General features: G+C 66.4%; 1 protein-coding gene. It reads left to right on the forward strand.

Annotated features, from left to right (window positions below):
- Positions 1 to 396 (forward strand): adenosylhomocysteinase (locus RAD16_RS41360; protein WP_458163727.1); only part of this gene is annotated, 396 nt, incomplete at its 5' end.
- Positions 397 to 440 lie beyond the last annotated feature (44 nt).

A 440-nucleotide genomic window follows, 5' to 3' on the forward strand; every position in this document is an offset into this window, starting at 1 on the left:
GGCCACTTCGACAACGAGATCCAGGTCGCCGGCCTGAAGAACCTCAAGTGGACGAACATCAAGCCGCAGGTCGACGAGATCACCTTCGCCGACGGCCACCGCATCATCCTCCTCTCGGAGGGGCGCCTCGTGAACCTCGGCAACGCCACCGGCCACCCGAGCTTCGTGATGTCGGCGTCCTTCACCAACCAGACGCTCGCCCAGATCGAGCTCTGGACCAACCCCGGAAAGTACGAGCGGCAGGTCTACACCCTGCCGAAGGCGCTGGACGAGAAGGTCGCTGCGCTCCACCTCGCCAAGGTCGGCGCCACGCTCTCGAAGCTGCGCCCCGATCAGGCGAGCTACATCGGCGTGTCGGAGAACGGCCCCTTCAAGCCGGACCACTACCGCTACTGACCGGCGCCTCGCGCCTCTCGACGATCGCCCGAAGGCCCGGCACT

The organism is Bradyrhizobium sp. 18BD, from assembly GCF_054185225.1.